Here is a 26,122-nt window from a genome sequence, read left to right as displayed (position 1 = left end):
AGATTTGCAGACCCGTTACGCCAATGGCATGCCGGTGAGCCAGCCAGCAGTTCGAACGATTCGAGCCGGATGCACGTTTACGTCGGCATCGACAGGATCAGACCTGCACGGGCCGCGGATCCACGTGAAATAACGGTCAATCCACGCCGCCGTCCCGAAATCGTGGACAAAGGCTGGATTCGCACCTGTGCCTCCATCCCGCGTTTTCCAACCGACAACTGAACCGACGCGTCACTACCGTCGTCGAGTTGCACCCAGCCTTTGACGCGTAGCAAAGCCGGGCCGAAATCGTCGGTCAAGGCCTGCAGGCGTCCGAGCAAGTCGTCGTGCGCCAGAGGTTCCGACATGACGACGAAGGTCGTGATGGCGTCGTGAGGGTGGTCGTGTGTGTGGTCGTGTGTGTGGTCGTGGGGATGGCTCGGGACGTGAGCAGGGGCGGCATGATCGCGATTGGAGACGTCGTGATCTTGATCGGACACGTCGGTGTCGTAATTGGACACGTTGTGATTCTGACCGGACGTGGAGTGCCCGTGACCGGGCGTTTGATGATCTTGAGCGTCGCCTCGGTAGTCGCGGACAGCATCATCGCTTTGGGCGTCCTGATCGGTGTCGTGATGCTTGGCTGGAAGGCAATCCTCAGCGTCATTGCGGCCGGCACGGTCGGATGCCTCCGTCTGCGGATGTTGCTGCACCCCGCGCTCAAAATTCTCGTCTGATCGAAATTGCATGTGATCAATATTCGCGGATGTCAAAGATTGATCGTGATCAAATTTGAGCGTTTCGAAAGAGCCGTCATTGCTCTTCATGACCTTGACCGCACCCGCACCAGCACCCACACCAGCGCCTGCACCAGCACCCACATCAGTACCTACACCAGCACCCGAACCAACACCCACACCGGCACCCGCACCATTACCCACACCCGAACCCGCACCCGAACCCGCACCCGTCCCCGCACCCACAACTCCCTCTTGCGCCTGCTTCAACGCACCTTCAACGGTTGCCCATTCCAGGTCACCTGCCGCGGATCGCATCTGCGCCGCTGCCGCGTTCAGTCCATGCAGCCGGGCGCTCAGCGCATCCACGTCGGCCGTCTCCGCAAGGTCGGTCTTGGTGATCACCAGCGCCTGCGCATGGGCGATTTGCGACCTGGCTTCGGCGTGGCGGGTCAGCACGGTGTCGGCGGCCGTCGCGCTCAAGGTGGTGATGACACCCGCCAGCTGATAGCGCTCGCGCAGCAGCGTGACCTGTTCAAAGGCAGCGATGACCGGGCCGGGATCGGCCAGTCCGGTCGTCTCGATCACGACCGAAGGAAACGCAAACATGCGCCGTTGCAGGCGCGCCCAGAACAGGGATTCCAGCGCTTCTTCCAGCCCCGGCAAGCCGGTACAGCACACACAGGCGTTCGCGATAAGGGAGGGCGTGTCGCTGGCTGCCGCGATGATCTGATCGTCATAGCCGACCTCGCCGATCTCATTGACGATGACAGCGGCGTCTTTCAGTGCGGCGCTGCGCAGCCAGCGGCAGAGGAGGGTGGTCTTGCCGCTGCCCAGAAAGCCGGTGACAAGATAGACGGGAATGCGGGCGATGGTCATGGTCACGAAGCCACAAGGCCTGGATAGGGTTGCGCAAGAGGGAGCGCCGAGATGCGTGACGCTGCAAAAAACGGGCCGCCTGCGCCGCCGCCCCCATCACGATGCGGTATGCCCCAGCCTTTGCGACACCGCCTCTGTGGCCTCCAGCAACGCCGGCACGAAGCTGCGCAGCGTCTTTTTCGACAGACGCTGGATGGGGCCGGCGACGCCAATCGCCGCGATGACATTGCCGCCCAGATCGCGGATCGGCGCGGCAATGCCGCGCATGCCCAGTTCGCTTTCCTCATCGTCCACCGCGAAGCCATTTCGGCGGACGGCGTCGAGCGTCTTGCGCAGTTCGACCGGATCCGTCGTGGTATTCGGGGTGCGCGCGATCAGGGGTTCCTTCAGGATGCGTCCGATCACGTCGACCGGCTGATAGGCAAGCAGGGCGCGTCCTTCGCTGGTGCAGAACGCGGGCTTGCGTGCGCCAATGTAGCTGTTCATGCGGATCGCCTGCAGGCTTTCCAGGTTGAACAGATACATGATGCTGCTGTGATCCAAGGTGGCCAGATGCACGGTTTCGCCCGTCTTTTCGCGCAGGGTGTGCAGATGCGGCAACGCCAGGTTGGGCACGTCCATGCGGCGCCGCACGAGCGCGCCCAGCGCGAACAGGCCAAGGCCCAGGCGGTAGCGTCCGCTGTCGGGATTCTGTTCCAGCAGGCCTTCCGCCGTTAGCGTCGAGGCAAGCCGGTGCACCGTGCTTTTGGCCACGCCAAGGCGTTTGGCCAGAGTGCTGATGCCGATCTCGACCTCGTCTTCCGAAAAGGTCTTGAGCAGGCGGATGGCGGAGGTGACCGATGACAAACGTCCTTCTGGGGTTTCGATCTGATCAGGTGAAGTCATGGATGGCGGTTCCGGAGAAGGCCCTCTTTATACCTGCATCACCCTGGCGGCACAAAAGGCCGCCGTCCGGCCACCGCCTGCCACGATCACTTCTTGGCGACAGCCGCTTCCTTCACGTACGGCGTCCAGTGCTCGATTTCCTTCTTCACATACTGATTGAAGGTGGGGACATCCCAGTCGAAGGTTTCCATGTTCTGCGTGGCCAGTTCCTGCACGGCGGCTGGCGTCTTGAGACCGCGCCGGACTTCGGCGTTCAGCTTGTCGACCAAGGCCGGGTTCATGCCCGCGGGACCGGACAGCGAAAACCAGGTGGTGCCCACCAAGCGCGGATAGCCCAGTTCTGCAAAGGTGGGCACGTCGGGAAACTCGGCAATGCGTTTGGATGACGTGACGGCAATGGCGCGCAGCCGGCCTGAGCGGATGTTGCCGGCAGCGGTGGTCAGGGTCGTGAAGGCGGCCGGCACCTGGTTCGCGGCCACGTCGGCCACGGCGGGATTGGCGCCCTTGTAGCTGATCTGCACCAGGTTCAAACCGGTCTCGGCGCGGAAGGCTTCGCCGATCAGTGCGGCGTGCGTGCCCTGGCCGGGCGATCCCCAGCTGAGCCCTTCGGGGCGCGACTTGGCATAGACGATGAAGCCTGCCAGGTCCTTGATCGGCAGCGTGGCATTGACGGCCAGCACGGCCGGGGGACCGCCCAGGATGGCGATGTGGGTGAAGTCTTTGATGGGGTCATAGGCATTCGGATTGTCGACCGGCGCGACCACGTGCGAGCCGATGCCCGAGACGACGAGCGTGTAGCCGTCGGGTTCGGCGCGCGCCACCAGTTGCGATCCGATGATGCCGCCGGCGCCACCGCGGTTTTCCACCACGAAGGTTTGTTTGAAGACGTCGGACAGGTGTTTGGCGATGACGCGGCCCAGGGTGTCCGAGCTGCCGCCGGGGGCGTACGGAACGATGACGCGGACGGGTTTGGTGGGCCAGGCGGCGGTCTGCGCACAGGCCATACCGGTGGTGGCCGCAAGCGCGGCGGTGCTGAGCAGCAGGCGTGCGAACGCCCGTCGATGTTGGTTCATGCATGTCTCCTGATGTTGTCGCGTGGCCGGCTCTGAGGCCGGCTGGCGCGTGATGCGAGTTCGTTGTGCGTGCTCCAGATCACATCCGCGTTGTGTTTGACAGATGTCGAAAAGCAATGATAACGTCGTTTCTTAATAAGGAACAACGTTCTTATATACGGAACGCAAGCAATTGAAGCAAGCGCATTCAGGAAGTCGAGGAGACACCCCATGTTGAAAAAAGAACAGAACGACCTGCTCACGCAAACCGGTCCCGGCACGCCCATGGGCGACCTGTTCCGCCGCTATTGGCTGCCCGTGTTGTTGAAGGAAGAGCTGCCGGAACCCGGCTGTGAGCCGGTGCGGGTGCAGCTGCTGTCGGAACGCATGATCGCCATCCGCGACACTGACGGGAACTACGGCCTGATGGACGAGTTCTGTGCGCATCGCGGTGTGTCGCTGTGGTTCGGCCGCCACGAGCCGGGCGGCATCCGCTGCCCGTATCACGGCTGGAAATACCGGACCGACGGCCAGTGCGTGGAAGTGCCGTCCGAGCCCGAAGGCAGCAAGCTGTGCGATCGCATCAAACTGAAGGCTTATCCGCTGGTTGAACGCGGCGACATCTTGTGGACCTATATGGGCCCGCCCGAGATGCAACCGCCGCTGCCCGAATTCGAATTCGCGATGGTGCCGAGTTCCCAGCGCTTCACGTCCAAACGCATTCAGGAAAGCAACTGGCTGCAGGCATTGGAAGGTGGCATCGATTCCAGTCATGTGTCCTGGCTGCATCGCGACAGCCTGAACAGCGATCCTTTGTTCAAAGGCGCGGCGGGCAATCAGTACAACCTGCAAGACATGCGGCCGGTGTTCGAAGTCGTGGACAGTGACGACGGCCTTTTTGTGGGCGTGCGCCGCAACGCTGGCCCCGACTCCTACTACTGGCGCGTGACGCCGTGGATCGTGCCGTACTTCACGATGGTGCCGCCGCGGGGCGATCACCCCATCCATGGTCACTTCTGGGTGCCGATCGACGACGAGCATTGCTGGACCTGGAGCTTCGATTACCACGCGCGCCGCGACCTGACGGAACACGAAGTCCAAGCCATGCGCGACGGCAAGGGCATTCACGTGAAGTACGTGCCAGGCACCTTCATTCCCCTGCAGAACAAAGCCAACAACTATTTGATCGACCGCCAGGCCCAGCGCGAAGGCCGCACCTATAGTGGTGTGGAGGGCATCGGCATGCAGGACGCGTCCTTGCAGGAAAGCATGGGACCGATCCAGGACCGCACGCGCGAATTCCTGACCTCCACCGACAACGGCATCGTGATGATGCGCCGCCGCCTGATGCGCGTGATCAAGGAAATGCAGGAAGGCATCGAGCCGCCCGCCCTTCGGCCTGAAGCCCACCACGTACGATCGGCGGCCGTGGTGATCGGGCGTGATGAAGACTTCCGCGTTGCCGCCAAGGACGCCTTGCGCGTACAGCCCGACCGCGGCCACGCGTCGGTCTGATCATGAGCGCATCCTTTCTGGCGGCGGTGGCCGAACCGGGGGCGCAGCCGTACGTGGCTGCGGGGTCCGCAGCCGCAGCTTCCGCAACCGCAGCGTCCACCTCTGCAGCGTCGTCCGCCGCGTCATCACCTTCGAGCGCTGCGTCGGCGCCGGCGGGCGCCACGGGTTCGGCCAATCGCATCGTGCTCCGCGAATTCTCTGCCCCGCCCGAGACCGAGACCAGCGGCCTGCTCAAGATCGCGATCACAGGCGTGTGCGGCAGCGACTGGCCTTATTACCAACAACTTCCGGCCAGCCGCGGGCCCTTGATCCTGGGCCATGAAACCGTCGGCCACATCGACCGGCTGGGCTCGGTGGCGCGCGCCAAGTGGGGCGTGGAGGAAGGCGACCTGGTGGCCCTGGAAGAGTACCTTCCCTGCGGCCATTGCGAGTTCTGCCGCAGTGGTGAGTTCCGGTTGTGCGACGCAACGGATTGGCGGCTGGGCGGCCTGCGATATGGGGCGACAGGTCTGAAGACGGCGCCCGGGTTATGGGGCGGCTTCGCGCAGTATCAGCACCTGCACCTGAACACCGTGTTCCACCGCGTGCCGTCGGGCGTGTCGCCACGTCATGCGGCGCTGGCATTGCCGCTGGCCAACGGGATCGAGTGGACGTATCTGCATGGCGGCGCCGGGCCCGGTCAGACGGTGGTAATCCAGGGGCCAGGTCAGCAGGGCTTGTCGTGCGTGGTGGCGGCGCGCGAGGCGGGGGCGCAGATGATCATCGTGACCGGCCTGTCCACCGAGACCGACCGCGCGCGCCTTGCGTTGGCTCGGCGCTTGGGGGCGCATCACACGATCGATATCGGCGAGCAGGATCTGTTGCAGACGGTGGCCGATCTGACGGGCGGGTCGATGGCGGATCTGGTGATCGATTGCGCGGCGGGCGGCACGGAGTCGGTGACGACGGCGATGCAGCTGGCGCGTAAGCGGGGGCGGGTGATTCTGGGCGGGCAGAAGCGGCGCAAGCTACCGGAGTTCGATAGCGACATCATCATCGCGCGGTTCTTGACGGTGAAGGGCATGCGGGGGCATAGCTATGAGTCGGTGGAGTTGGCGTTGCAACTGATTGCGGGGGATCGGCATCGGGTGACGGAGATGAGTACGCATACGTTCGGGCTGGCGGATACGGATCTGGCGTTGCGGAGTCTGGTGGGGGACGGGGTGGAAGGACCGGTGCATATGACGATCGATCCTTGGGTTTGATGCTGGTGGTCTTTGCTCAATATTGAGCTTGGTCGGATGGGGTTTTTCGTTCTTTAGATTTGTAGTTGGTTCTTAAGAGTTGCTGTTGGCGCGCGGGGGCGGTCGGGTGGTAAGGCCGAGCTCGCTACCCCGGCCTTCGCCGGGGCTTCACGCTTGGCAAAGCCTTGCCACCCGACCGCCCCCGCACGCCTCAAGGCCTCGGAAGAATTCTGGTTCGGACTTCTGGTTGTTTTTTGGCGATGTTGTGGTTTCGCCTTGTCGCGAGATGCTGCTGCGTTTGGCGACATCGGTTTTTGCATTGCGTGTTGCGCGCGAGTAGGGCACACCTCTAGCGAACACGGACCGCATCGATTCGAGAGGGCAATCGAAGAAGCTATCCCACAAAGCGATGGGGCAAAGCTACCTCGCCAAGCAACGCACGCACGCAATCACCAAACCCCGAAACGCAAAGAGTCACTCCATCGCAAGGGTGGGTGTGGAGAGTTCGGTTGGAAGGCTTTGCTAAGCGTGAAGCCCCGGCGTAGGCCGGGGTAGCGAGCTCGGCCTTTCAACCGAACTCTCCACACCCGCCCCGCAAGAACCCCAGCCCGAAGCAAGAACAAAGCCTCGCCGCCGCCCCAGGCAAGAACCCCAGCTGGAGGCAACAACAAGCCCTCAACAGAAGCCCAGGCAAGAACCTCAGCTAGAAGCAAGAACCCCAGCCAGAGCCAAGAACCAAAACCTCAAATCTTGAACGCCTCAAACGTCTCAGGCGCAAACAACTCCTCAGGCTTCAGCAACCGCTTCGACAGCCCCTGCTCGTGGTGATAGCGCAAAAACGTCTGCAACGTCTCCCGATTGCGCTCCAGCCCATACGGCCAATAATCCTCCCCCATCTCGCGGATCACATTCTCCATATCCGCCAGCAGCCACGGCATCATCGTCTTCAGCGCCGCCGTCTCGCGCAAATCCTCATACGCGATCTTCTGCGCCTGTTCGAACGCCTTGAACAGCGACTGCGCGATCCACCGGTTCTCTTCATACAGTTTGCGGCGGATCACCAGCGTGTGCATGATCGGGAAGATCTTCGTCTTGCGGTAATAGTCGCGCTCGACCTCCATGAAATTCGGGAACAGACGCTGCACCTTGCCCTTGCCGTTCAGGAACGAGGATGGCATGCGCGCGGTGTGCAGGGCGTCGATCTCGCCGTCCAGCAGCATCTGCGACAAAGTCTGCGTCGGGCCAATCGGTTCGACCTTGATGTTGGGCGGCAGCGAGAGCTTCAGCTTCTCATCGCGGCCCGGGGTTTCTTCGCCGCCCGAGTAATAGGTCACGCTATCGACCGGCACGTCGTAATGGTCGCTCAGGATGCCGCGGATCCATACCGGCGCGGTCATCTGGTATTCGGGAACGCCAATGCGTTTGCCGATCAGGTCCTTCGGTTCCTTGATGCCGGCGTCGGCATTCACGAAGATGCACGAGTGACGGAAAAACCGTGACGGGAAAACCGGGATCGCGATGAAGGGCTGGTCTTCCCTGAACAAGGACACCGAATAGGACGATAGCGACATTTCCGCCACGTCGAATTCCTGATTGCGCAGCATGCGGAAGAAGGTCTCCTCCACCGGCATGTTCAGGTAGTTCAGGTCGATGCCGTCAGGCTGCACCGTGCCGTCCAGCAGCGCGCGTGTGCGGTCGTAGTTCCAGCAACCAAAAGACAGTTTGAGCTTCGCCATGCGAATTCCTTTAGAAAATGGATCAGTCGATCTTGATGCCGGCCTTCTTGATGACAGCGCCGTACCGGTCGATGTCGGTCTTGATCAGCGAGCCGAACTGTTCGGCCGTGCCACCGGCGGGTTCCAGGTAGGCGGTGGCCATGGACGCCTGCACGTCGGATCTGGCCAGCACGGTATTCAGTGCCTTGTTGAGTCTTGCAACGATGTCGGCGGGGGTGCCCGCGGGCGCCAGCATGCCGTACCAGATGTCCACGGCCACGCCGGGGTAGCCCAGTTCAGCCGCGGTCGGAATGTCGGGCGCGAAACGCGATCGTTTGCTGCTGGCAACGGCGTAGGCCTGCACGCGGCCTTGTGGGATGTAGTTGGCCACGTTCGACAGGGTGATGAAGATCAGGTCCACCTGTCCGCCCAGCACGTTGGGAATCGAGTCGGCGCAACCCTTGTAGGGCACGTGCGTGATGTCGACGCCGGCCTGCTGCTTGAACATCTCGCCCGACAGATGCAGGATCGAGCCCGTATCGCAGCCGGCAAAGGTCAGGGTGCCCGGACGCGATTTGGCGTAGGCCACCAGTTCCTGCAGCGTCTTGGGCGGCAGGCCGGCGCGCGATCCGATGATCGAGGTGGACGTGGCGATCTGGCCGACCGGGGCAAAGCTCTTGATGGTGTCGAACGGCAGCCTGGCCATCAGCGTGTGATTGATGGTCATGGTGTTGGGCACGACCGCCAGGGTGTATCCGTCGGGCGCCGACTTGGCCAGCAGGTCCAGGCCGATGTTGCCGCCAGCGCCCGGCTTGTTCTCGACGATGAACGGTTCGCCGCCCAGTTCGGTGCGCAGGTGTTGCGCCATGAGCCGGGCCAGCGTGTCGACGCCGCCGCCGGCAGTGACTGGAACGATCACCCGCACGGGTTTGGACGGGTAGGCGTCGGCCGCCCAGCTTGGGGCGGCGCTGCCCGCCAAGGCGGCAGCGATGAATAGAGTGGAAAGCAGGGTCTTCATTGCGGTCTCCATCGCGTTTGAAGCGCTCCCTCATGGTGCCGGGCACGGGGCCTGCCCGGCCAGGATGCGGACGGCAGGACGCCTCGGCCAGACGGCGCCGATAAGGGCAACGGTGTACGGGGGGCCGCGCGAACGCGGCATGTCTCATGACCCGGCCGGCACGGCCCGGGGGATGGCGCTCTCTACGTAGCGGTCCAGGAAATTCTAAGTCGATTCGCCCGCCGCGAAGGCCGCGCGGAGCACTATTCGGTCATGATTAATTATGATCGGCGGTATAGCGATCGGTGATGTCCGGGTCATTACTAGGGTCGCCCGGCGGCGGTTCGCCCGCCGAGGGACGAGCCCTCATATGGCTGGCCAGCATTTCGATGAAGAGCGACGTGGCGGTGTTGATCGGGCGGCGGGGATGGGTGACGCAGCCGATCTGCCGTACAGGGGTGGGGTCGACGATGCGTCGTACGTGAACTGCGCGGTCGGCCAGCCGATTGCTGGCCGCGCTGCGCGGCAGGACCGCATACATGCCGGTCGCGGCAATCAGCTTGACGGTCGTGATAATGGAATCGACTTCCACTGCTGGAGTGATCGTGAGCTTGAGGGATTGGGCGTAGTCGTCCAGGATCCGTCGCAGCACGTGCTGGCGCGTGGTCGTAACCAGGGGCAGGGCCGCCAGGTCGACGAACGCGATGGGCGACCATGCCGGGGTGCCATCGGGCGGGCCCATCAACACCATGTCTTCGTCGCCGATCGCTTCGACGTTCAAGGTAAGGGGCTGGCGCGGCATGTCGACGATCGCCGCATCGATCTGGCCCGTCGATACCCATTCCAGCAGACGCCCGTTCGACACGCTGACCCGGACCTTGGGATACATGCGGGCGAATTCCGTGAGTGTTTCGGACAATACCCCTTCGGCCAGCGAGGTGATCATTCCGATCGTGACCTGCCCGGTGATCTCGCCGTCGCGGCACAGCATCTGTTCCCGTGCGTGGGCAAAGTCGCGCATCAGGGGCAGATAGAGCTGGTACATGCGGTGGGCGGCGTCGGTCGGCTCCATGCCGCGCGGACTGCGGGTGAACAGCGGCTGGCCAAGTTCTTCTTCAAGTTTGGCGATCTGGACGCTGAGCGCCGGCTGGACGACGTGGACGCGCCGGGCGGCCCGGGTAACCGATCCTTCTTCGAACAGACAGATGAAGTATTGGATCTGGCGAAACTCCACAGTCAACTCCGATGAACAACTTTAGGGCATCATGTCGGCCACTCAGCCAATTGTCAGGTGGGCGCCACACACGCTGCGTGGTTATTGCGGTCTTACTCAACAAGATCCGTGCAGTTGGTTGATTATCAACGACTTTTAAGAACTTGGTTTGATCGCTGAACAAGTTCCCGCTATACTCTTTGGGTTTGCCGAAGTAAATGTAGTTGGCTAGGGGGCACTCCAATGCCCTTGCCTGGTGCCTTGTGGACACCGATGGAAGTCGACTTTAGCGCCGGTCTGGTGCGGAATTGCCGCTGATAGCACGTTGCTTGCAGCGCGAATCCCCGGACCTTGAGCAGCAAGGTTGATCGACAGCGGATGTTGCGTGGCTTGCCGACAGGTACGTGCTCGAAAGCAGGTACGGGAAGGAAGGTAGATACCGGGAGGTAGGTACCAGAGGGCAGGGGCCGCGGGGGACGGGATGGATCAGACCAAATCAGCAGAAGCCGCCCGACCGGAACATACGCAGGGTGAATGTGGGGGGACTGGCCGAATCGCGGCGGATCAACCCAAGGTTCAATCCAGGTATTTCGGTCCGGACGAAGTGGATGCGCGCTGGCCACCATCCTGGAAAGACGAAGAGTCGGCAAACGCACGTTTGGCAAGCAATAAGGCGTCGGCACGAAGCCCGGCTGCAGGAAATCCTGCATCGGGCCCTGGTCCCGATGCCATTGAACCGGTCCGGTTTACCGAATCGGAGCGCGCAGCGCAGCGAAAGGCGGCCATCCGGGGGCTGTTCAACGCGGTTGCCGTGCAGATGGCGGTCAGCATCGCCGTGGCGCTGGTCGCCCTGGTGGTCGCAGGTGCCGGCGCGGGGGTTTCGGCCCTGATCGGCGCGGCAGTCTATGCCATCCCCAACGCCTTGTTCGCATTCAGGCTTATCGTGAGTGTTAACAAGCCGGGTGGGGCCAATCCCGTAACGTTTTTCCTGGGTGAGTTCTTCAAGATCGCATTTGCGGGGCTGCTGATCGTCGCGGTCGCCAGCGTGGGTCATGAAGTGCTCGTCTGGCCTGCGTTCCTGGCGGGGCTGATCTTCGCGCTGAAAAGCCAGTGGCTTGCCCTGGCGTTTGGACGTAAAGACTCTGGACGCAAGGACTCTGGACGCAAGGATCCGCAAGGCGCCTGAACGTCATCGTTGCACCACCCTTTGCAGTACCACCCTATGCAGTACTGACCTGGTATTTCCCGCCAGGTTCAAGACAAGCACCGTATTTTCGTAAATCTGGTCGTAGGATCGAAACCCCATCATGGCTTCCACCGCAGCGCCGACCGCATCCGAGTACATCGTCCATCACCTTGGACACTTGAACAGCACCGGTCACAAACAAAGCGTCATTGCCGATTTTTCCATCGTCAATTACGACACCTTGTTCTGGTCCATCTCGATGGGCGTGCTCGCCTGCCTCGTGATGTGGCTTGGCGCGCGCCGCGCCGTGTCGGGCGTGCCCGGCAAGATGCAGGCCGCCATCGAAATGCTGGTCGAGATGGTCGATGAACAGGCCAAGAACATCGTGCACAACGAAGTGTCGCGCCGCTTCGTCGCGCCGCTGGCCCTGACCGTGTTCCTCTGGATCATCCTGATGAACACGCTGGACCTGCTGCCGGTCGACCTGCCGCACTACATTTTCGGTGCGCTGGGCTTGGCTGACGTGATCCACTATCACCGTATCGTCCCGACCGCCGACCTGAACGCCACCATCGGCATGTCGTTCGGCGTGCTGCTGCTGATGCTGTATTACGGCCTGAAGATCAAGACCCCGGGCGGCTTCGTCAAGGAACTGTTCACCGCGCCCTTCCACGGCCACGGTATCGGCGCCATCATCCTGGCCCCCGCGAACTTCCTGCTGAACCTGATCGAATACGCAGCCAAGACCGTGTCCCTGGGCATGCGGCTGTTCGGCAATATGTTTGCCGGCGAATTGATTTTCATGCTGATCGCACTCCTGGGCGGTGCCTGGGCCGGATGGAACGCACAAAGCGTCGTCCTGGGCGTCGGCCATCTGTTGGCAGGTTCGGTCTGGGCGATCTTCCACATCCTGATCGTGCTGTTGCAAGCCTTTATCTTCATGATGCTGACGCTGGTGTACATCGGCCAGGCTCACGAAGGGCACTAAAGGAATCGTCGGCGGGGTGCGTGTTCCGGCCTTGCTGATTCAGTAAAGCAGTTCGTGTTGTCTTTCGTTATTTTTTAATCTTTCGGTCTCTGATTCATATCAAGGAGTTGTCATGACCAACGTCGCTTTCGTCGCTCTCGCTTGCGGTTTGATCATCGGTCTGGGTGCCATTGGCGCATGCTTGGGTATCGCGATCGTCGGTGGCAAGTACATCGAAGCATCGGCTCGTCAGCCTGAACTGATGAACCCGCTGCAAACCAAGCTGTTCCTGCTGGCTGGTCTGATCGACGCGGCATTCCTGATCGGCGTGGGTATCGCCATGCTGTTCGCGTTCGCCAACCCGTTCGTCGGCTAAGCCTCAACTTCGACATGACCGCTCCGTGGTGCCAGGCCTAGTCGCCTGCACCAGGGATGATGTTCTTTTCCGAAGAGGGAAATACCGTGAATCTGAACGCGACACTGATCTTCCAGACGCTGGTGTTTTTCGTCCTGGCCCTCTTTACGATGAAATTCGTATGGCCGCCGTTGATGAAAGCCATCGAAGAGCGTCAGTTGAAGATTGCGGAAGGCCTCGCCGCCGCCGAGAAAGGCAAGGCTGATCTCGCGCAGGCCCAGGCCCGCGTAGGCCAGGTGGAAGCGTCCGCGAAGGCCGAGAACCAGACCCGTCTGGCTCAAGCCGAAAAGCAGGCTGCTGCACTGATCGAACAAGCCAGGAAGGACGCCGAACTCGAACGCGCCCGGATCCTGGAACAAGCGAAGCAGGATGCGCAGCAAGAAGCGCAACGTGCCCGCGACAGCCTCCGCGATGCGGTGGCCGCACTGGCAATCAAAGGCGCCGAGGAAATCCTCAAGCGCGAAGTGAACGCCCAGACGCATGCCGAGATGCTCGGCCGGCTCAAGGCGCAGCTTTAAAAGAACCCGCGCGGACGCACGCCATGGCGTGCGCCTCGCGTTTGCGAATCACCTCGCTAACCGTATCAGGCATCGAGAGCCAACATGGCTGAACTGTCCACCATCGCCCGGCCCTACGCTGAAGCGCTGTTCGGCGTCGCCCGTGCAGATAGCGCAGGCTTGACCGCTTGGGCCGAACTGGTCGCCGAGATGGCGCAGGCCGCGTCGCACCCCGACGTGCGCAGCGCCGTCGCCGATCCGAAATTCGACAGCGCGCAACGCGTCGAATTGTTTGCGTCGACCTTGAAGACGCCCCTGTCGATCGATGCACGCAATTTCCTTGCGCTGCTGGTCGAGAACGGTCGTCTGCTGTTGTTGCCGGAAATCGCATCCGAGTTCCTGTGGCTCAAGAACCGCCACCAGGGCGAAGCCGATGCCGAAATCGTCAGCGCGTTTCCGCTGGCCGACGCTCAGGTGGCCGAATTGGTTGCCGGGCTGGAAAAGAAATTTGGCGTGAAAATCAAACCCGTGGTTAGCGTCGATGCATCGTTGATTGGCGGTGTGCGCGTGGCAGTGGGTGATCAGGTGCTCGATACGTCCGTGCGTGCGCAGCTTGATCGTATGCGCGACGCCCTAGTCGCATAGTCGGTCGCTGCGTTCAACTGAACCGCACCGAGAGAAAGGATTCCAGGAGTCAATATGCAACTCAACCCGTCCGAGATCAGCGAACTGCTCAAGAGCCGTATCCAGGGCCTGAGCAATTCGGCTGACATCCGCACCCAGGGCACGGTCGTTTCCGTGACCGATGGTATTACCCGCGTTCACGGCCTGTCCGACGTGATGCAGGGCGAAATGCTCGAATTCCCGAACAACACGTTCGGTCTGGCGCTCAACCTCGAGCGCGATTCCGTCGGTGCCGTGATTTTGGGTGAATACACGCACATCTCCGAAGGCGACATCGTCAAGACGACGGGCCGCATTCTGGAAGTGCCGGTTGGTCCGGAACTGAAGGGCCGTGTGGTCAACGCGCTGGGCGCGCCGATCGACGGCAAGGGTCCGGTCAACGCAAAGATGACCGACGTGATCGAAAAGGTTGCGCCGGGCGTGATCGCACGTAAGTCGGTGTCGCAGCCGCTGCAGTCGGGCGTGAAGGCTATCGACGCGATGGTGCCGGTCGGCCGCGGCCAGCGCGAGCTGATCATTGGTGACCGTCAGACCGGCAAGACCGCGGTCGCCATCGACACGATCATCAGCCAGAAGGGCAAGGGCGTTACCTGCGTGTACGTCGCCATCGGCCAGAAGGCATCGACGATCAACAACGTGGTCCGCAAGCTCGAAGAGCACGGCGCGCTGGAATACACCATCGTCGTGGCCGCCACGGCATCCGACTCGGCCGCGATGCAGTACATCTCGGCGTACTCGGGTTGCACGATGGGCGAATACTTCCGCGATCGCGGCGAAGACGCGCTGATCATCTATGACGACCTGACCAAGCAAGCCTGGGCGTATCGCCAGATCTCGCTGCTGCTGCGCCGTCCGCCAGGCCGTGAAGCCTACCCGGGCGACGTGTTCTACCTGCACTCGCGTCTGCTGGAGCGTTCGGCTCGCGTGAACGAAGAGTACGTCGAGAAGTTCACCAACGGCGCCGTGACCGGCAAGACCGGTTCGCTGACCGCCCTGCCGATCATCGAAACGCAAGCCGGCGACGTGTCCGCTTTCGTCCCGACCAACGTGATCTCGATCACCGACGGCCAGATTTTCCTGGAATCGGACCTGTTCAACGCTGGTATCCGTCCCGCTATCAACGCCGGTATCTCGGTGTCGCGAGTCGGTGGCGCCGCGCAGACCAAGGTCATCAAGAAGCTGGCCGGTGGTATCCGTACCGACCTGGCCCAGTACCGTGAACTGGCTGCGTTCGCGCAGTTCGCTTCGGACCTGGACGATTCGACCCGCCGCCAGCTGGAACGTGGCCGCCGCGTGGTGGAACTGCTCAAGCAGCCCCAGTACCAGCCGCTGCAGGTGTGGGAACTGGCTGTCTCGCTGTTCGCCGCCAACAACGGCTACATCGACGACGTCGAAGTGAAGGACGTCCTGGCCTTCGAAAAGGGCCTGAAGGACTACCTGAAGTCGAAGTACGCCGCGCTGGTGGGCCGCATTGAAGACACCAAGGAAATCTCCAAGGACGACGACGCAGCGATGCACGACGCCGTCAAGGATTTCAAGAAAAACGGAGCCTTCTGAAGCGGGATTCTTGGGGCGCATAGCTTGCGTCCCTAATCACTGACAGGGGAAGACACATGCCCGGAATCAAGGAAATCCGTACCAAGATCAAGAGCGTGCAAAACACGCGCAAGATCACGAAGGCGATGGAAATGGTCGCCGCGTCCAAGATGCGCAAGGCGCAGGACCGGATGCGCGCGGCTCGCCCATACGCCGACAAGGTGCGCAACATTGCTGCGCACATGGCTCAGGCCAACCCCGATTACGAGCACCCGTTTCTTGCCCGTCGCGATGACCACAAGGCCGCCGGCCTGATCGTCGTCACGACCGACAAGGGACTGTGCGGCGCGTTGAACACCAACGTGCTGCGCGCGGTGCTTGCACGCTTGAAAGAGTTCCAGGCCAAGGGCATCAAGCCGCAAACCACTGCCATCGGCAACAAGGGTGCGAACCTGCTGACCCGGGTGAATGCCAACGTCGTGTCGCAAGTGGTCCAGCTGGGCGATGCGCCCAATCTGGAACGCCTGATCGGCGCGATCAAGGTGCAGCTCGACGCGTATGCCGAGGGCAAGGTGGATGTGGTGTACATCGCGTACAACCGCTTCATCAACACCATGCGGCAGGAACCGGTCATCGAGCAGTTGCTGCCTTTGTCGGCGGACCGCTTCGAACAGAGCGAGGCCGAAAAGCGGGCCTACTCGTGGGATTACATCTATGAACCGGACGCACAGTCGGTCATCGATGAACTCCTGCTGCGCTACGTCGAAGCCCTGGTGTTCCAGGCCGTTGCCGAAAACATGGCGTCCGAGCAGTCGGCGCGGATGGTGGCAATGAAGGCTGCATCGGACAACGCCAAGAAGGTGATCGGCGACCTGCAACTGGTCTACAACAAGACCCGTCAGGCAGCCATTACCAAAGAAATTTCGGAAATCGTGGGTGGCGCGGCGGCCGTTTAAGCCGACGCGAACACTCCTGGAAACAGCAATCGAGGAATCGATATGAGCAACGGAACCATCGTTCAGTGCATCGGTGCCGTGGTGGACATTCAGTTCCCCCGCGACAGCATGCCCAAGGTCTATGAAGCCCTGACCCTCGCCGACGACAGCCAGTCGTTTGCGGAAAAAGGCCTGACCTTCGAAGTGCAACAACAGCTCGGCGACGGTATCGTTCGCACGATCGCCATGGGTTCGTCCGACGGTCTCCGTCGTGGCATGTCGGTTGCCGCCAACGGCGCACCGATCTCCGTGCCGGTCGGCCTCGCGACGCTGGGCCGCATCATGGACGTCCTCGGCCGTCCGATCGACGAAGCCGGTCCGATCGCGACCGACGAGCGTCGCGCCATTCACCAGGACGCACCGGCATTCGACGATCTGTCGCCGTCGGTCGAACTGCTCGAAACCGGCATCAAGGTGATCGACCTGGTCTGCCCGTTCGCGAAGGGCGGCAAGGTTGGCCTGTTCGGCGGCGCCGGCGTGGGCAAGACCGTGAACATGCTTGAGCTGATCAACAACATCGCCAAGCAGCACGCGGGTCTGTCGGTGTTTGCCGGCGTGGGTGAACGTACCCGTGAAGGCAACGACTTCTATCACGAAATGGCGGAAGCCGGCGTCATCAACCTGGAGAACATCCAGGAATCGAAGGTGGCGATGGTGTTCGGTCAGATGAACGAGCCCCCGGGCAACCGTCTGCGCGTCGCGCTGTCGGGCCTGACGATGGCCGAGAAGTTCCGTGACGAAGGCCGCGACATCCTGTTCTTCGTCGACAACATCTATCGCTACACGCTGGCCGGTACCGAAGTGTCGGCACTGCTGGGCCGTATGCCTTCCGCCGTGGGCTATCAGCCGACGCTGGCCGAAGAAATGGGCAAGCTGCAAGAGCGCATCACGTCGACCAAGAACGGTTCGATCACGTCGATCCAGGCCGTGTACGTCCCTGCGGATGACTTGACCGACCCGTCGCCTGCAACGACCTTCCAGCACTTGGACTCGACCGTCGTGCTGTCGCGTGACATCGCCGCGCTGGGTATCTACCCCGCCGTCGATCCGCTCGACTCCACCAGCCGTCAGCTCGACCCGCAAGTCGTGGGCGACGAGCATTACCAGGTGGCCCGTGGCGTGCAGTCGACGCTGCAGCGCTACAAGGAATTGCGCGACATTATCGCGATTCTGGGCATGGACGAACTGTCGCCGGAAGACAAGCAGGCCGTGTCCCGCGCGCGGAAGATCCAGCGTTTCCTGTCGCAGCCTTTCCACGTGGCCGAAGTGTTCACCGGCGCGCCTGGCAAGTACGTGCCACTGAAGGAAACCATCCGTGGTTTCAAGATGATCGTCGACGGCGAGTGCGATGCACTGCCCGAACAGGCGTTCTACATGGTCGGCACGATCGACGAAGCGTTCGAGAAAGCCAAGAAGATCCAATAAGGATTTTTTCGGCACCTCTCTGAAGGGATCTTATGGCAACTTTACATGTTGACGTGGTCAGTGCGGAAGCCTCGATCTTCTCGGGCGAGGCGAAGTTCGTCTCGCTGCCCGGTGAAGCGGGCGAGCTCGGGATTCTGCCCGGCCACACGCCGCTGATCTCGCGCATCCGTCCGGGAACCGTGCGGATTTCGCGCACCGATGGCACCGAAGAAGACATCTTCGTGGCTGGCGGTCTGCTCGAGATTCAACCGGGCGTCGTGACGGTGCTTGCCGATACGGCCATCCGCAGCGGCGAGCTGGACGAAGCGAAAGCGACCAAGGCGCGTGCGCAGGCGGAAGACGCCCTGCGCAACGCCAAGGACAAGGCCGAGATCGCCGTGGTCGAAGCCGAACTGGCCATGCTGGCAGCTCAGCTGGCGGCGATCCGCAAGCTGCGTGGCAATCGCAACTGATCTGCGTAGTAACTGAAGGCCCGCGCCGGGCGACTGGTATCTGGTATCTGGTACCCGGCAGTCGGCGGCGTGGGAGGAAAGACGGTCGTCTTGGGGTGGAAACACCTCGAGGCGGCCGTTTTTTTGGTCCTGCACACGTGTGGCAGGGCGGCGCACTACGGTGGATAGGGGCTGGGTCGGGGGCTGCGCGGTGTGTGGCGCGCCAGCCGGGTCAGGCGACTCAGGTCTGGTGCCCTCCGGTCAGATAATTCAGGTCAGGTGACTCAGGTCGGGTGGACCCAGGTCAGGTAATTCAGGTCAGGTAACGCAGGTCGGGTGGTCGCAGGTCAGGAGGACGCAGGTCAGGCAGCCTTTGTTCAAGTGGCCTCGGGTCAGGTGGACTCGGGCGCGGGCATGACCGTACCGCAAGCCTTGCATGTGCGGAATGCTTCGCTCTCAAAGAAATTACGGTAGGCCTTGGACACGGGGTCGGCGTTGTAGTCGGCCACCGTAAAGCTTTCTTCGTGCAGGGGGTGATCGCACGTCTGGCAGAACCACTGGAAGCGGTCGACCTCGCCTTTCCGCCGCGCGCGTTCCTGCACCAGCAGATAGGCATCGGGCGGGAAGCGGGGGAGTGCGGAATGCCGGCCGGCGTATAGATGACGGCGCCTTCTTTCAGCACGGCGATTTCTTCCTTGCCGTCGGCGGTGCGGTAGTGCAGGTTCATCTCCCCTTGATCATGTACATCATTTCGTCGCTGGGATTGATGTGGAATTCGCTGCGGTATTCACGGCCGCGCGCCACGAACACGAGTGACTCAGGAGCCTGCCACAGCACGCTGACACGCTTGCCGGTGGCACTGAGTTGTTCGCCTTCCTTGATGAGGTCGACGATGGGCATCTGGAACATGGTGGTTTCCTGATTGTTCTGGTCGGACCCCGATCACGTCGGAAGGTCGATCACGTCGGAAGGTCGGTAACGTCGGAAGGTCGGCAACGTCGGAAGGTCGGCAACGTCGGAAGGTCGGCAACGTCGGAAGGTCGATCGCGTCGGACGACGATCACGTCGGACGCCGATCACGTCAGTCGCCGACTCACGTCAGTCGCCGAATCACGTCAGTCGCCGAATCACGTCAGTCGCCGAATCACGTCGGTCGCCGATTGTGTCGGAAAGTCGATTACGTCGAATGACCGATCAAAGTCTGCGGACTGCCAGGAATCGTGTCAACCGTTGATCGCGTGGAAGCGAGCGTGCGTTCTTGTGCCGCGGCATGATTGTCCTGGCCCGTCGATCTGCGCATGGGCGCGCGGTCTGCGCAATCGGCGTGCGTTCTGGGCAATCGGCGTGCGGTCTTCGCGATGGCCGGCGGTCTCCATCCAAAGATTCAGACAGGTTTCCGCAGACGGTTCAATGCCAGGGCCTGCTCCAGATCCGCGTGAGCGGCGCGCAGATGGCGGTGCAGAAGGGTGGCCGCATGTCTGGTGCGGCCGCGGGCCACGGCGTCCAGAATGACCAGGTGTTCCCCGGCCTGCTCATGGACGCGGGCCGGGTCCTGAATGGCGCCATGGGGCAGGGCGGTGCGCAGACGGTGGATGCGGTTCAGCGCGTCGACCAGGAAGCGATTGTTGGAGCCGGCGGCAAGGGTTTGATGGAAGCGGACGCCGCGGGCGTGCAGGCTCGTCGCGGTACCGCCAAGGATGCGTCGTTCGGCTTCCCGGCATCGTGCGAGTGCGTCCGGCGCCAGACAGTAGCCCGGCTCCTTGAGCGCGGCGGGCTCGAGCACCATCCGGCTGCGGCTGGCCTGCAGCAAAGCGTCCGGCGAGGTCAGCAATGGTGAAAAGGTCCAGCCTTGCCCGGCCTGGCGATCGGCCCAGCCGTCGTGCGCCAGCTGGCCGAGCAGGACGGCCAGACGGCCGCGGGACAGCTGGTAGCGGGACTGGAGCTGGGCTTCGGTGAACATATCGGGCAGCAGGCCAGCCCGCCGGTCGTCCGCAATCGCGTGGCACAGGTCGGTCAGGGACAGCGGCGTGCCTACGCCCGAGGGGTCCAGCCGACTGAGCAGATGGGAAAGGTGAGCCTCAGCGTCGCGGGCAGTGCCGGACGCCGGATCGCGTGCGAACACTGGCCCCACCGTATATCCCTTGCCGCATGCGTGCGAAATCAGTCCCCTGGCATGCAGCAGTGCCAGCGCCGCGTTGACGGGCGAACGGGACACCCCCACTGTTCAGCCAGTTGCCGGGCAGGCAGGGGAGACCCGGTTCCGCCTGTCGTTCATGCAGGTCTGTCAGTAGTCGGGCGGCAAGGCGCAGGGCGGCTGTCATGCGCCCTATTGTGCGGGGATTGCAGCGTCTAGTTGCTTGTCACCATGGACAAAAACATCCATCCGTAATCGACAGGTCAACAGCGGGCGAGAGAGTGGATGCAAGTGGCGCGCGCCCACCGAAACCGAGGACGACACGTGCGGCACATTGCACGATCTGTACGTGTCGTGCACGCCGCTTGGCGTCGGAGCTTGTCGCGCGAGGGATGGCGTGCGATGGTACGCGCCGTAATGGCTGGCGTTATGTCGGTGCGTGCCATACAGTCGTGGCGGAACCAGTACAGAACGCACCGTTTTGCGCCAGAGGCCGCGCCGGCAAGGGTCCGATCCCAATGCCGCTTACGTGCCGGCCCCTTTGTGCTCATCTCTGATTGAGAGGGGTTTCGTTCGTGCCTAGTCTGGGGTTTTGGACAGGCAGGAGAACGCGATGAGAGCATCGATCGATTGCGCGGTGCTGATGGTGCCGGCGCACAAACACTGGGTGGACCCCTTGCTGGCCCCCGATGCCCTGCCCAACGGGCGGCTCAAGCTGCATCCGCTGGGGCTGGATGGCACGGCGTGGCCACCGGGCCCTGCGCGCGACACTGGATGGTCGGCCGACGTGCTGCGCAAGGCGGCGCTGCAGCTCAAACGCTACGACGTGTGCCTGCTGCCGATCGCGCTGGACACGCTGGCTTGGACCCGGCTGGCGCTGGCCAACGCGCGCGAAGTCATCGACACGCCCCTGATCGGAATCTCGCGGGACCTGAAAGCCGCTGGCCTGCAGGACCTGCTGGCGCTGGGCATGGTCGACTTCCTGCGGCACCCGGTATGCACCGAAGAGTTGAAGATCCGGCTGGCGCAGCGTGTCGCCGCCGGCTCGGCCTTGCCCGTGTTGAACGACTCGGCGGACGACCCGGCAAACCTATCGGCCGCCAGGATAGACCAGATGGTCCAGACCCTGCTGTCCCCGGCAGTGGGCGAGCCGTTCCGCGCGGCCAAGGCGCGCATCGTGACCGAATTCGAGCGCCAGTACATCAACGAATTGCTGCTGCTGCACCAGGGCAATATTTCGCAGGCCGCCAAGGCGGCGAACAAGAACCGGCGCGCCTTCTGGGAGCTGATGCGCAAGCACGAGATCGGCGCGGATCTGTTCCGGTAGGCTAGCTGCGCGACGAGCCGAACACCGACGCCAGGAAGTCGACGAAGGCCTTGACGTGCGGAGGCGTGGGCCGCTGCGCGGTGAACAGCGCAGCGATGGGCGGGCCCGGGCGGCGCCAGTCGGGCAGCACTTGTACCAGGCGCTTTTCGGCCAGGGGCTGGGCCAGCAGGAAGTCGAGGTCTTCATACACGCCCAGGCCGGCCAGCGCGCAGGTCAGGCCTGCGCGAGCGTTGTCGACGGTCAGGTCGCCTTTGGCCGCAAAGGTCACGGTCTGCTTGCCCTTGACCAATTGCCAGTCGAAGGGCCGGCCCGATTCGGCGTCCCAGAAATCAATCAGCCGGTGCCGGCGCAGTTCGTTCGGATGACGGGGCGCATCCACCATTGCCAGGTACGACGGGCTGGCGGCCATGATGTAGTTGCCGCGGCCCAGCAGCTTGAAGCGCAAAGGCGAATCGCGCAGCAGGCCCACCCGCAGCCCGATGTCGGCGCCCGACACGCTGGGATCCACCGCGCCTTCGTTGAGCGAGATGCGCAACGACACGTCGGGGTAGGCTCGGATGAATTCTGGCAGGCGCGGAAGCACGCGGGCGTTGGCGACGGATTCCGACATCTCGACGTGCAGATGGCCTTCCGTGCGGCCGCTACGGGTCTGGATTTCGGCGTCCAGGGTGGCGAGTCCTTGGAGCAACAGGCCGGCGCGTTCGGCGTACCGTTCGCCTTCGCGGGTCAGTGAAACGCGCCGCGTGGTCCGGTTCAGCAGTCGCACGCCCAGGTGCTGTTCCAGTTCCTGCACATGGCCGGTCACGGCCGAGCGTGACACGCCCATCTTGCGGGCTGCGCCGGTAAAGCTGCCCGCGTCGGCCACCGCCAGGAATGCTCGTATCGGAGTCAGTTTGTCCATTGTTCAAATCTAGCAAACAATGGCGACGCCGCATGCAAGCAATGGCTACGTATACTTATCGCATCGATTACTGCGTCCTCAAACAAGGAGCGACCCCATGTTCAGCCCGCTGAGTTGCGGCGCGAGCGCAAGGCGCCCTGCCAAGACAGTGCCGGCGCTTGCCGGATCTTCACTGACGACTTCCGTCGTCGGGTTGGCTGGTGCCGACGCCCGCAATGGCCGTCCTGCCCGTATCCGCCTGGCCCTGCATTCGCTGCCATCACTGCTGCCGTCCCCCGAGCGTTAGTGCTTCGCATCGGAGGGTAGCCGCCTGCTTCCAGGTGGGCCCGCTTCGATGTCGCACGCCCTGGTTCCGTACGACGACTTCTGTTCGAAGAACCACGTCCCGCACGCCTGCGCGCTGCTTCAATGCGCTATGCGTGCTTTCGGGAGACCTATCATGACCACCGCCCACAGCCCGGTGATGCACGCCGCATCCACCCCCGTTACCGCCTTCAAGCCGACCTTGCGCCAGTGTGTGTGCGCCGCGGCGATCGTACTGTTGCCGTACGCCGCCATGGCCGGGATATTGTTGCTGAACGGGTAACAATCAGTCAAAACCGCGAAGGCCGGACATGGTGTCCGGCGCCAGCGCCTGCGCGTGTGCACCGCGCGTGGGTGTTTCATGCCGTGCCTACTGCGCGGCTGCAGTCCCTTGCCGGACCTCGAGGTCCGGCCGCACTGCCCATAATTAGAAAGAGAGTTCGTCATGCGTCATTGGTTTTTTCTGTTTCTCGCCATCGCGGCGGAAGTCACCGGCACCAGCCTCATGAAATGGGGCAGCACCAGCGGCCACCCGGGCGGCCTGCTTGGCATGTTCGTGCTGTTGGCCGTGTCCTACTACGCGCTGTCGCTGGCCGTCGAACGTGTTCCCATGGGGGTGGCGTATGCCATCTGGGAAGGTGTCGGCATCGTGTCGATCGCGCTGATCAGCCTGCTGGTGTTCAACGAAAGCCTGAGCGTCGGCAAGGCGCTGGGCATCGCCGCGGTGCTGGGCGGCATCGTGTTGCTCAAGCGCGGCATTGCGGGCGACCGCGCAGCGGACAGGAGCCTGACCGTGGCTGCGGCGAGCCGGCCGTGACAGCGACGCTCGCCCCGGCAGCGCAGCGCGTCCTGACGGTTCAGTGCATCCCGGTTCAGCGCGTCCCGACGGTTCAGCCTGACCGCGCGCCGCATGGCTGGAGCGCCAGCCATGCTTGACACCTACACCTGGTTCCACGGCGCCATGCTGCTGTGCGCCGTGGTGTTCGAGGTAACGGCCAATATTTTCCTGAAGCTGTCCGAAGGCTTCCGGCGGCGCGCGTACGGCGTGCTGTCGATCGCGCTGGTGCTTGCGGCGTTCAGCTGTCTATACCTGTCCCTGGAAGGCATTTCGCTGACGCTGGCCTATGCCACCTGGGGCGGCCTGGGCATTCTGGCGACCGCGCTGGTCGGCTGGTGGATGTTCGGGCAGCGTATCCAGCTGGCTGGCTGGGCCGGCATCGCCCTGCTGGTTGGCGGGCTGTTGATGATGAAATTCGCCTGAGCGCCGCTGGCGGGACGCAGCGGCCCGTCAGACGCGGTGGCTCGTGAAGGTCGTAACGCTTGCAGAGAACGCAGGCTCGTGAAGAATGCAGGCGTCGTGAAGAATGCAGGCTCGTAAGAGGACGCAGGCTCGCGAAGGAAGCAGGCTCGTACGGGACGCAGGCTCGCGAAGACGCAGGCGCGCGAAGACGCAGCGGCGCCTCGAGACGTAACGGTATGACGGCTTTGTCCTCCTCTTACGTGGGTGGGCGCCTGCGGAAGGGTAAAATCCCTGTCTTTCCCCACGCCGAGGGCTCCCCGTGTCCGCCCCTACACTCCAGAACGATGTTTTCCTGCGGGCCCTCGCACGCCAACCGACCGAGTACACGCCTGTCTGGCTCATGCGCCAGGCCGGCCGCTACCTGCCTGAGTACAACGCCACGCGCGCGCGGGCTGGCTCGTTCCTCGGGCTGGCCAAGAATCCCGACTACGCAACCGAAGTCACGCTGCAGCCGCTGGCGCGTTTCCCGCTGGACGCGGCCATTCTGTTTTCCGACATCCTGACCATTCCCGACGCCATGGGATTGGGCTTGAGTTTCGAAACTGGGGAAGGCCCGCGATTCGCGCGTCCGCTGCGCACCGAAGCCGACGTGGCGGCGCTGACGGCGCCTGACATGAATGAACTGCGTTATGTCTTTGATGCCGTCACGCAGATCCGGCGCGAACTGGCGGGCAAGGTGCCCTTGATCGGCTTTTCGGGCAGCCCCTGGACGCTGGCCTGCTACATGGTGGAAGGTGCGGGGTCCAGCGACTACCGTACCGTCAAGAGCATGATGTATCAGCGTCCCGACCTCATGCATCGGATCCTGGAAATCAATGCCGAGGCGGTGGCCGTCTACCTGAATGCCCAGATCCAGGCGGGCGCACAGGCAGTCATGATCTTTGACAGCTGGGGAGGCGTGCTGGCCGACGGGCTGTTCCAGGAGTTTTCGCTGGCCTACACGCGCAAGGCGCTGGCCAGGCTGATCCGTGAAAACGATGGCCGCTCGGTGCCTTCCGTGGTGTTCACCAAGGGGGCGGTCAGTGGATAACCGATATCGCCGATCTGGGCTGTGATGCAATCGGGCTCGACTGGACGGTCAACCTTGGCAAGGCCCGTGAGCGGGTCGGCGACCGTGTGGCCTTGCAGGGCAATCTGGACCCGATGACGCTGTTTGGCGGTGAAGACCGTATCCGGTCCGAAGTGATCCGCACGCTGGACAGTTTTGGCAACCATCCGGGGCATGTGTTCAACCTGGGTCACGGGATCTCGCAATTCACGCCGCCCGAAGCGGTCGTGACACTGGTGGATGCCGTGCATCGGCATAGCCGGGCGCTGCGAGGCTGACCGGTCACCGGTCGATCTCGGGTCGGTCCGGCGCAGGCCCAGGGTGTACAGACCGATACGACAGAGGGTGGCGAGACACTGGGCGGTTGCTGAAAGCCAGTGTCGTAACACCGCCTACACCTTGGGGGATGGCACCGATTTGCAGTTCCGACTGCCTCGTGATATGGCCGCAGGGATATGTAGACGGTGACTTATTCACATTGTTGACGTCTTCCATTTCCGCTTACGAAGAGGCCGGCAAGGCTGTATTTTTATGCCTAAGTCATTGATCCATAACGGGAAATAAAATAGTTTTCCGACCAGGGCTTTGGATGTGCTAAGCCTTCCGGACCGTACTCCGAGACTTGCGCCGGTGTTGTCCCCAAAGTTGTCCACAGGCATTTTGGGGACAGCAAAATGTGTCGTTCATGCAGTGGTTTAGGGGCCACTCCAAGGTTTTACTTTAAGTGTGATGCGGTGGTGGGGGCTCTGCGAAGTCTTGACTCCTTACGGCCTTTGTT

Annotated in this window: 25 protein-coding genes and 1 pseudogene; 16 read left to right on the top strand and 10 right to left on the bottom strand. The window is 62.6% G+C overall.

All coding sequences use genetic code 11. The features are described from left to right. Positions 1-77: 77 nt before the first annotated feature. From ACNANG_RS11640 to ACNANG_RS11630, 3 genes are all read right to left on the bottom strand, one after another. A complete protein-coding gene (locus ACNANG_RS11640) occupies positions 78-1,595 on the bottom strand; it encodes a GTP-binding protein (protein WP_420227298.1) in 1,518 nt (505 codons plus the stop codon). A gap of 96 nt (positions 1,596-1,691) precedes the next feature. Continuing rightward, positions 1,692-2,480 carry an IclR family transcriptional regulator gene (locus ACNANG_RS11635; protein ID WP_420227297.1) on the bottom strand — a complete coding sequence of 263 codons (789 nt, stop codon included), beginning with the start codon at positions 2,478-2,480 and terminating at the stop codon, positions 1,692-1,694. An 86-nt stretch (positions 2,481-2,566) separates the two neighbouring features. Next, positions 2,567-3,553 (bottom strand): Bug family tripartite tricarboxylate transporter substrate binding protein, encoded by a 987-nt coding sequence (locus ACNANG_RS11630; protein ID WP_420227296.1) that lies wholly within the window; start codon positions 3,551-3,553, stop codon positions 2,567-2,569. Positions 3,554-3,763: 210 nt separating this feature from the next. Between ACNANG_RS11630 and ACNANG_RS11625 the strand changes: the two genes are divergently transcribed. Beyond that, a complete protein-coding gene (locus ACNANG_RS11625) occupies positions 3,764-5,047 on the top strand; it encodes a Rieske 2Fe-2S domain-containing protein (protein ID WP_420227295.1) in 1,284 nt (427 codons plus the stop codon). Between the two features lie 2 nt (positions 5,048-5,049). Then, complete coding sequence (locus ACNANG_RS11620; RefSeq protein ID WP_420227294.1) at positions 5,050-6,291, top strand: zinc-dependent alcohol dehydrogenase; 1,242 nt, start codon at positions 5,050-5,052, stop codon at positions 6,289-6,291. Positions 6,292-7,013: 722 nt separating this feature from the next. Here ACNANG_RS11620 and ACNANG_RS11615 read toward each other — a convergent pair. The 3 genes from ACNANG_RS11615 to ACNANG_RS11605 form a co-directional block, all read right to left on the bottom strand. After that, entirely contained in the window at positions 7,014-8,006 is a 993-nt protein-coding gene (locus tag ACNANG_RS11615) for an ABC transporter substrate-binding protein (RefSeq protein WP_420227293.1), read from the bottom strand. Positions 8,007-8,028: 22 nt separating this feature from the next. Beyond that, on the bottom strand, positions 8,029-9,003 hold the full coding sequence (locus tag ACNANG_RS11610) for a Bug family tripartite tricarboxylate transporter substrate binding protein (RefSeq protein WP_420227292.1): 975 nt from the start codon (positions 9,001-9,003) through the stop codon (positions 8,029-8,031). A 256-nt stretch (positions 9,004-9,259) separates the two neighbouring features. After that, positions 9,260-10,216 carry a LysR family transcriptional regulator gene (locus ACNANG_RS11605; RefSeq protein ID WP_420227291.1) on the bottom strand — a complete coding sequence of 319 codons (957 nt, stop codon included), beginning with the start codon at positions 10,214-10,216 and terminating at the stop codon, positions 9,260-9,262. Between the two features lie 460 nt (positions 10,217-10,676). Between ACNANG_RS11605 and ACNANG_RS11600 the strand changes: the two genes are divergently transcribed. The 9 genes from ACNANG_RS11600 (at position 10,677) to ACNANG_RS11560 (ending at position 18,352) form a co-directional block, all read left to right on the top strand. Continuing rightward, the gene (locus ACNANG_RS11600; protein ID WP_420227290.1) at positions 10,677-11,381 is read left to right on the top strand and encodes an ATP synthase subunit I; all 705 of its coding nucleotides are present in this window, start codon (positions 10,677-10,679) and stop codon (positions 11,379-11,381) included. A 121-nt stretch (positions 11,382-11,502) separates the two neighbouring features. Then, positions 11,503-12,369 (top strand): F0F1 ATP synthase subunit A, encoded by an 867-nt coding sequence (gene atpB, locus ACNANG_RS11595; protein ID WP_420227289.1) that lies wholly within the window; start codon positions 11,503-11,505, stop codon positions 12,367-12,369. A gap of 112 nt (positions 12,370-12,481) precedes the next feature. Beyond that, the gene (gene atpE, locus ACNANG_RS11590) at positions 12,482-12,724 is read left to right on the top strand and encodes a F0F1 ATP synthase subunit C (RefSeq protein WP_124692009.1); all 243 of its coding nucleotides are present in this window, start codon (positions 12,482-12,484) and stop codon (positions 12,722-12,724) included. Between the two features lie 86 nt (positions 12,725-12,810). Then, on the top strand, positions 12,811-13,281 hold the full coding sequence (locus ACNANG_RS11585; protein WP_420227521.1) for a F0F1 ATP synthase subunit B: 471 nt from the start codon (positions 12,811-12,813) through the stop codon (positions 13,279-13,281). Between the two features lie 84 nt (positions 13,282-13,365). Then, positions 13,366-13,905: a F0F1 ATP synthase subunit delta gene (locus ACNANG_RS11580; protein WP_420227288.1), complete on the top strand. Its 540-nt coding sequence runs from the start codon at positions 13,366-13,368 to the stop codon at positions 13,903-13,905. 54 nt (positions 13,906-13,959) lie between these two features. After that, entirely contained in the window at positions 13,960-15,501 is a 1,542-nt protein-coding gene (gene atpA / locus ACNANG_RS11575) for a F0F1 ATP synthase subunit alpha (protein ID WP_420227287.1), read from the top strand. Between the two features lie 56 nt (positions 15,502-15,557). After that, positions 15,558-16,436, top strand: coding sequence for a F0F1 ATP synthase subunit gamma (atpG, locus tag ACNANG_RS11570; RefSeq protein ID WP_420227286.1), 879 nt, complete (start codon positions 15,558-15,560; stop codon positions 16,434-16,436). A gap of 42 nt (positions 16,437-16,478) precedes the next feature. Next, entirely contained in the window at positions 16,479-17,900 is a 1,422-nt protein-coding gene (gene atpD / locus ACNANG_RS11565; RefSeq protein ID WP_420227285.1) for a F0F1 ATP synthase subunit beta, read from the top strand. A gap of 32 nt (positions 17,901-17,932) precedes the next feature. Then, positions 17,933-18,352 carry a F0F1 ATP synthase subunit epsilon gene (locus tag ACNANG_RS11560; protein ID WP_420227284.1) on the top strand — a complete coding sequence of 140 codons (420 nt, stop codon included), beginning with the start codon at positions 17,933-17,935 and terminating at the stop codon, positions 18,350-18,352. Positions 18,353-18,723: 371 nt separating this feature from the next. On the opposite strand, the gene ACNANG_RS11555 is transcribed toward ACNANG_RS11560, so the two are convergent. The 3 genes from ACNANG_RS11555 to ACNANG_RS11545 form a co-directional block, all read right to left on the bottom strand. Continuing rightward, positions 18,724-18,933, bottom strand: coding sequence for a hypothetical protein (locus ACNANG_RS11555; RefSeq protein WP_420227283.1), 210 nt, complete (start codon positions 18,931-18,933; stop codon positions 18,724-18,726). A 121-nt stretch (positions 18,934-19,054) separates the two neighbouring features. Further along, positions 19,055-19,240 (bottom strand): hypothetical protein, encoded by a 186-nt coding sequence (locus tag ACNANG_RS11550; RefSeq protein ID WP_420227282.1) that lies wholly within the window; start codon positions 19,238-19,240, stop codon positions 19,055-19,057. A gap of 475 nt (positions 19,241-19,715) precedes the next feature. Further along, positions 19,716-20,546: a GntR family transcriptional regulator gene (locus ACNANG_RS11545; protein WP_420227281.1), complete on the bottom strand. Its 831-nt coding sequence runs from the start codon at positions 20,544-20,546 to the stop codon at positions 19,716-19,718. A 532-nt stretch (positions 20,547-21,078) separates the two neighbouring features. Here ACNANG_RS11545 and ACNANG_RS11540 point away from each other — a divergent pair. After that, a complete protein-coding gene (locus tag ACNANG_RS11540) occupies positions 21,079-21,792 on the top strand; it encodes a hypothetical protein (protein WP_420227280.1) in 714 nt (237 codons plus the stop codon). A 1-nt stretch (position 21,793) separates the two neighbouring features. On the opposite strand, the gene ACNANG_RS11535 is transcribed toward ACNANG_RS11540, so the two are convergent. Continuing rightward, positions 21,794-22,693 carry a LysR family transcriptional regulator gene (locus ACNANG_RS11535; protein ID WP_420227279.1) on the bottom strand — a complete coding sequence of 300 codons (900 nt, stop codon included), beginning with the start codon at positions 22,691-22,693 and terminating at the stop codon, positions 21,794-21,796. 439 nt (positions 22,694-23,132) lie between these two features. On the opposite strand from ACNANG_RS11535, the gene ACNANG_RS11530 reads away from it, so the two are divergent. The 4 genes and pseudogenes from ACNANG_RS11530 (at position 23,133) to hemE (ending at position 25,622) form a co-directional block, all read left to right on the top strand. Then, positions 23,133-23,279 carry a hypothetical protein gene (locus tag ACNANG_RS11530; protein ID WP_420227278.1) on the top strand — a complete coding sequence of 49 codons (147 nt, stop codon included), beginning with the start codon at positions 23,133-23,135 and terminating at the stop codon, positions 23,277-23,279. A gap of 162 nt (positions 23,280-23,441) precedes the next feature. Next, a complete protein-coding gene (locus ACNANG_RS11525; protein ID WP_420227277.1) occupies positions 23,442-23,813 on the top strand; it encodes an SMR family transporter in 372 nt (123 codons plus the stop codon). Between the two features lie 111 nt (positions 23,814-23,924). Further along, positions 23,925-24,257 carry a multidrug/spermidine efflux SMR transporter subunit MdtI gene (gene mdtI, locus ACNANG_RS11520; RefSeq protein ID WP_420227276.1) on the top strand — a complete coding sequence of 111 codons (333 nt, stop codon included), beginning with the start codon at positions 23,925-23,927 and terminating at the stop codon, positions 24,255-24,257. 298 nt (positions 24,258-24,555) lie between these two features. Next, a pseudogene (hemE, locus tag ACNANG_RS11515) lies at positions 24,556-25,622 on the top strand (uroporphyrinogen decarboxylase). Positions 25,623-26,122: the final 500 nt, after the last annotated feature.

The sequence above is a fragment of the Pigmentiphaga litoralis genome (assembly GCF_048632615.1).
Lineage (GTDB): Bacteria > Pseudomonadota > Gammaproteobacteria > Burkholderiales > Burkholderiaceae_B > Pigmentiphaga > Pigmentiphaga litoralis_B.
This window is presented reverse-complemented; position numbering and strand designations above follow the sequence as displayed.

Coding starts and splice junctions, on each gene's coding strand:
- ACNANG_RS11640 (WP_420227298.1), bottom strand. CDS start 1,595: ATGACCATCGCCCGCATTCCCGTCTATCTTGTCACCGGCTTTCTGGGC.
- ACNANG_RS11635 (WP_420227297.1), bottom strand. CDS start 2,480: ATGACTTCACCTGATCAGATCGAAACCCCAGAAGGACGTTTGTCATCG.
- ACNANG_RS11630 (WP_420227296.1), bottom strand. CDS start 3,553: ATGAACCAACATCGACGGGCGTTCGCACGCCTGCTGCTCAGCACCGCC.
- ACNANG_RS11625 (WP_420227295.1), top strand. CDS start 3,764: ATGTTGAAAAAAGAACAGAACGACCTGCTCACGCAAACCGGTCCCGGC.
- ACNANG_RS11620 (WP_420227294.1), top strand. CDS start 5,050: ATGAGCGCATCCTTTCTGGCGGCGGTGGCCGAACCGGGGGCGCAGCCG.
- ACNANG_RS11615 (WP_420227293.1), bottom strand. CDS start 8,006: ATGGCGAAGCTCAAACTGTCTTTTGGTTGCTGGAACTACGACCGCACA.
- ACNANG_RS11610 (WP_420227292.1), bottom strand. CDS start 9,003: ATGAAGACCCTGCTTTCCACTCTATTCATCGCTGCCGCCTTGGCGGGC.
- ACNANG_RS11600 (WP_420227290.1), top strand. CDS start 10,677: ATGGATCAGACCAAATCAGCAGAAGCCGCCCGACCGGAACATACGCAG.
- atpB (WP_420227289.1), top strand. CDS start 11,503: ATGGCTTCCACCGCAGCGCCGACCGCATCCGAGTACATCGTCCATCAC.
- atpE (WP_124692009.1), top strand. CDS start 12,482: ATGACCAACGTCGCTTTCGTCGCTCTCGCTTGCGGTTTGATCATCGGT.
- ACNANG_RS11580 (WP_420227288.1), top strand. CDS start 13,366: ATGGCTGAACTGTCCACCATCGCCCGGCCCTACGCTGAAGCGCTGTTC.
- atpA (WP_420227287.1), top strand. CDS start 13,960: ATGCAACTCAACCCGTCCGAGATCAGCGAACTGCTCAAGAGCCGTATC.
- atpG (WP_420227286.1), top strand. CDS start 15,558: ATGCCCGGAATCAAGGAAATCCGTACCAAGATCAAGAGCGTGCAAAAC.
- atpD (WP_420227285.1), top strand. CDS start 16,479: ATGAGCAACGGAACCATCGTTCAGTGCATCGGTGCCGTGGTGGACATT.
- ACNANG_RS11560 (WP_420227284.1), top strand. CDS start 17,933: ATGGCAACTTTACATGTTGACGTGGTCAGTGCGGAAGCCTCGATCTTC.
- ACNANG_RS11550 (WP_420227282.1), bottom strand. CDS start 19,240: ATGTTCCAGATGCCCATCGTCGACCTCATCAAGGAAGGCGAACAACTC.
- ACNANG_RS11540 (WP_420227280.1), top strand. CDS start 21,079: ATGAGAGCATCGATCGATTGCGCGGTGCTGATGGTGCCGGCGCACAAA.
- ACNANG_RS11535 (WP_420227279.1), bottom strand. CDS start 22,693: ATGGACAAACTGACTCCGATACGAGCATTCCTGGCGGTGGCCGACGCG.
- ACNANG_RS11530 (WP_420227278.1), top strand. CDS start 23,133: ATGACCACCGCCCACAGCCCGGTGATGCACGCCGCATCCACCCCCGTT.
- ACNANG_RS11525 (WP_420227277.1), top strand. CDS start 23,442: ATGCGTCATTGGTTTTTTCTGTTTCTCGCCATCGCGGCGGAAGTCACC.
- mdtI (WP_420227276.1), top strand. CDS start 23,925: ATGCTTGACACCTACACCTGGTTCCACGGCGCCATGCTGCTGTGCGCC.